At 66.0% G+C, this 3,138-nt stretch carries 3 protein-coding genes; 2 read left to right on the top strand and 1 reads right to left on the bottom strand.

Going from position 1 to position 3,138, the window contains the following annotated elements; all coding sequences use genetic code 11:
- On the top strand, nucleotides 1-574 hold a 574-nt coding region (locus ACLBYE_RS30035; RefSeq protein ID WP_447696955.1), incomplete at its 5' end, for a M24 family metallopeptidase.
- 141 nt (nucleotides 575-715) lie between these two features.
- On the opposite strand, the gene ACLBYE_RS30030 is transcribed toward ACLBYE_RS30035, so the two are convergent.
- The gene (locus ACLBYE_RS30030) at nucleotides 716-1,783 is read right to left on the bottom strand and encodes an acyltransferase family protein (protein ID WP_447696956.1); all 1,068 of its coding nucleotides are present in this window, start codon (nucleotides 1,781-1,783) and stop codon (nucleotides 716-718) included.
- Between the two features lie 156 nt (nucleotides 1,784-1,939).
- On the opposite strand from ACLBYE_RS30030, the gene ACLBYE_RS30025 reads away from it, so the two are divergent.
- Nucleotides 1,940-2,959: a glycosyltransferase gene (locus tag ACLBYE_RS30025; protein WP_447696954.1), complete on the top strand. Its 1,020-nt coding sequence runs from the start codon at nucleotides 1,940-1,942 to the stop codon at nucleotides 2,957-2,959.
- Nucleotides 2,960-3,138: the final 179 nt, after the last annotated feature.

Genomic DNA, 3,138 nt, shown 5'->3' with positions numbered 1-3,138 from the left:
GGCCGCGACGGCCGCCGGGTCCGAGGCCATGGCGATGGAGCCCCTGGTCGCGTCGGGCCCGCGCAGCGGGCTGCCGCACATGACGTGGCGGCGCCGCCGGCTGGAGCCGGGCGACGCGGTCTTCCTCGAGCTCGCCGGCAGCCACGCCCGCTACCACGCGGCGCTGATGCGCAGCGTCTGGATCGGCCCGCCGCCGGCCGAGGCGCAGCGGATGATGGACTGCGCCCTGCGCGCCCTCGACGCGGCGCTCGGCGCGATCCGCCCCGGCCATCCCTGCGCCGCCCCGCACGCGGCGGCGCAGGCCGTCATCGACGCGGCGGGCTACGGCCCGGCCTTCCGCAAGCGGATCGGCTACTCGATGGGCGTCGCCTTCGCGCCGGACTGGGGGGAGGGTGCCCTGCTCTCGCTGTTCACCGGACAGGACCGGCCGATCGAGCCCGGCATGGTCTTCCACCTGCCGGCCACCCTGCGCCGCTACGGCGCCTGGACGGTCGGCGCCTCGGAGACCGTCATCGTCACTGCCGGCGGGGTCGAGCCCCTGTCCGACCTGCCGCGCACCCTGTCGGTGCGGTGAGGCGCCGCGGATCACCGCGACCTGCAGGGACGGTCCGCAGCGAGGGACCGTCTTCAGGGACGCGGCGCGCGTTGGATCACGCCGGCGGTGACCGGCACTTCCGCCACGCCGCGCCCTGCGCCGCAGCCACGATGATCCTCTTCAGAGGCCATCAGGCCGTTCTCGACACCGGCGATCGATCCGGGGGATGATCGGCTTCCGGGACGCCTTGAGCAGGCGCGTGAGATAGGCGCGTGTCGGCCGGTCGTACAAGCGCAGCGCCAAGTAGCTCAAGATCAACGTCGCTGCGAAGAGCGTTGCGGCCTCGATCGCGGCCGACTTCCCGCCGCTCAGCTTCTGGTACAGGCCATTGATCCACGAGAAGATCGGAAAATGCAGGGCGTAGATCGGATACGATAGGTCTCCGACGAGGATCGAGAGGTCCTTCAGCGGGTCCGACAGGGTGATGGACGATCCGCCGACGACGAGAAGGGGGGCCAGCAGCAGCTTCCAGAGCATCCGCTGCGTGTGATCCAGTTCGTACGGCATGGTGAAGATGATCACCATCACGACGAGCAGAACGTAGAAGACCGGCGTCAGGTTGACCCGCCGGGCGAGCAGGTCCTTGATCTGGTAGCAGAAGACACCGACGAAGAAGGACGACCCGACGTGGCCGAATCCGTACATGAAATTATCCGTCTGATCGCCTCCGATTCCCACGGTCAGGACGAAGCAAGCGGACACGATGTAGAGCGATGCCGACGAGTAAAGCGGGTTGAGGTGCCGGATCGACCACCAGAACGCGTTGGCCACGATCTCGAAGAACAACGAGAACTGTGGGCCGTTTAATGGAAAGACCTGAGGACCGCCGATCTGCGGCGGGGCATGGAAGTAAGGGATGTTGAGGAGCCCGAGAAGGACGGCGACGACGATCTGGCTGGCGTAGGTGGCGCCGGACGTCATGGAATTTCGCAGCGCGACATACGGCGCGCTGATGAGGAGCGAGAGCGCGATGACGGGCATCAACCGGACGAGACGCTGCAGCAGGAAGTCCATGTTGGACAGCCGGTCCCTTCGATCCTTGTAAGCGCGGGCCAGGACGAAGCCGCTCAACGTGAAGAACGTATCGACGGAAAGTCCTCCGTTGACGGCGAGCCACGGCACATCCAGCCAGTGCCCGGTATGGAAGAGGAGCACGTAGAGAGCGGACAGACCACGTATGCCGTCCAGAGCCGCGTAATGTCCAACTTTGTCAGCGGGGGATGGCGCGGTCGAGCCCGGAAGCGCATTCTCTGCCGTCGCGCAGGCTCGAAGGCGCAGCCACGGTGGTGGCAATATTTTCCTCATCACTTGATGATACTGATTTGCTTTCCGACTTGGAAGGGCATGATGCGATACGAACACGGTATATCGGTCGTCATCGCAACACATAATGGTTCCGCGTTCCTCCGCGAGCAGCTGCACAGCCTCGTCACACAAACCGTGCGCCCGCTGGAAATCATCGTCTCAGACGACAACTCGACCGATAATACCCTTGAAATTGTTCAGGAATTCGTGATCTCAAGCAATATTTCGATTCGAATATTCCGGAACTCGCCCGCACTGGGCTTTCGGGACAATTTCCTGCGCGGAGCGCTGCGCGCACGCGGGCATTTCGTGGCTTTCTGCGATCAGGACGACATCTGGGACCCGAGGAAGATCGAGCTTTGCTCGCGCCACATCGATGATCGCGCCGTATCCATGATCGCCCATACGGCCCTGAGCGTCGACGCGGGCAACCGCGCGCTCCGGTTATTCTCGCAGGGGATCCAGCGCGATGGCGTGAAGCCGCCGTTGAGCTACGATCCCTGGCTGACGTTCTTCGGCTTCTCGATCGTCTTCCGCCGCGATCTCCTCGACCTATGGGACATCGAAGACCGCTTCACCGATTTCATCGTGCCGAGCGCGATGATCGCGCACGATCGGTGGGTGACGTTCCTCGCGCAAGTCGTCGGGCAAGTCGTGGAGATCGATGTCCCGCTCGTCCGCTACCGCCAGCACGGCAACAACCTATTCGGCGACGGGACGCGCGTGCGGCATCCCAGGCCCAGGCCCAGGAGCGCGACCGGCGGATCGGATCCCTACCGGGACGCGACCGCCGCGATGATCCGGATCGTCACATGTCTGCCGGACGCGACCGCGGGGGCCTTCCCACTCTTCGATCGGGACCGCGCGGTCGGGTTCCTGCAGCGCGCGCTGCACCAACTCGACGAGCGGGGAGCCGTCTACAGGTCGGCCTCGCGCATCGAAGCGCTCAAGCGCCTCTGCGCTCTGGTGACCTCCGGGACTTACCGGGCCGTCCACGACGGCAACATCCGTTGGCGGTCGATCGCCAAGGACCTCAAGTTCACGCTGGTTCGACGCTGACGGCGCGCGCCGACCGCGTGGCAGGTCTGGCGTGCCTCATCGCCGGCCCAGCCAGACGACTGGGCCCGCCGCGTACAGCGCGGCGCCTCCCGGCGCTCCGCGAACGTCCTGCGGAGCCTCGGACCTGTCGGTGCGGCGGACCCGACGAGCGCTTCGCCGGTCGACGCGCTCGTCGGGTC

The sequence above is a fragment of the Methylobacterium sp. A52T genome (genome assembly GCF_053346095.1).
Note: the sequence above shows the minus strand (reverse complement) of the source record. Positions and strands in the feature narration are given on the sequence as shown.

Bases quoted from the DNA above. Each gene is read 5' to 3' on its own strand.
- ACLBYE_RS30025 (WP_447696954.1), top strand. From the start codon at position 1,940: ATGATGCGATACGAACACGGTATATCGGTCGTCATCGCAACACATAAT.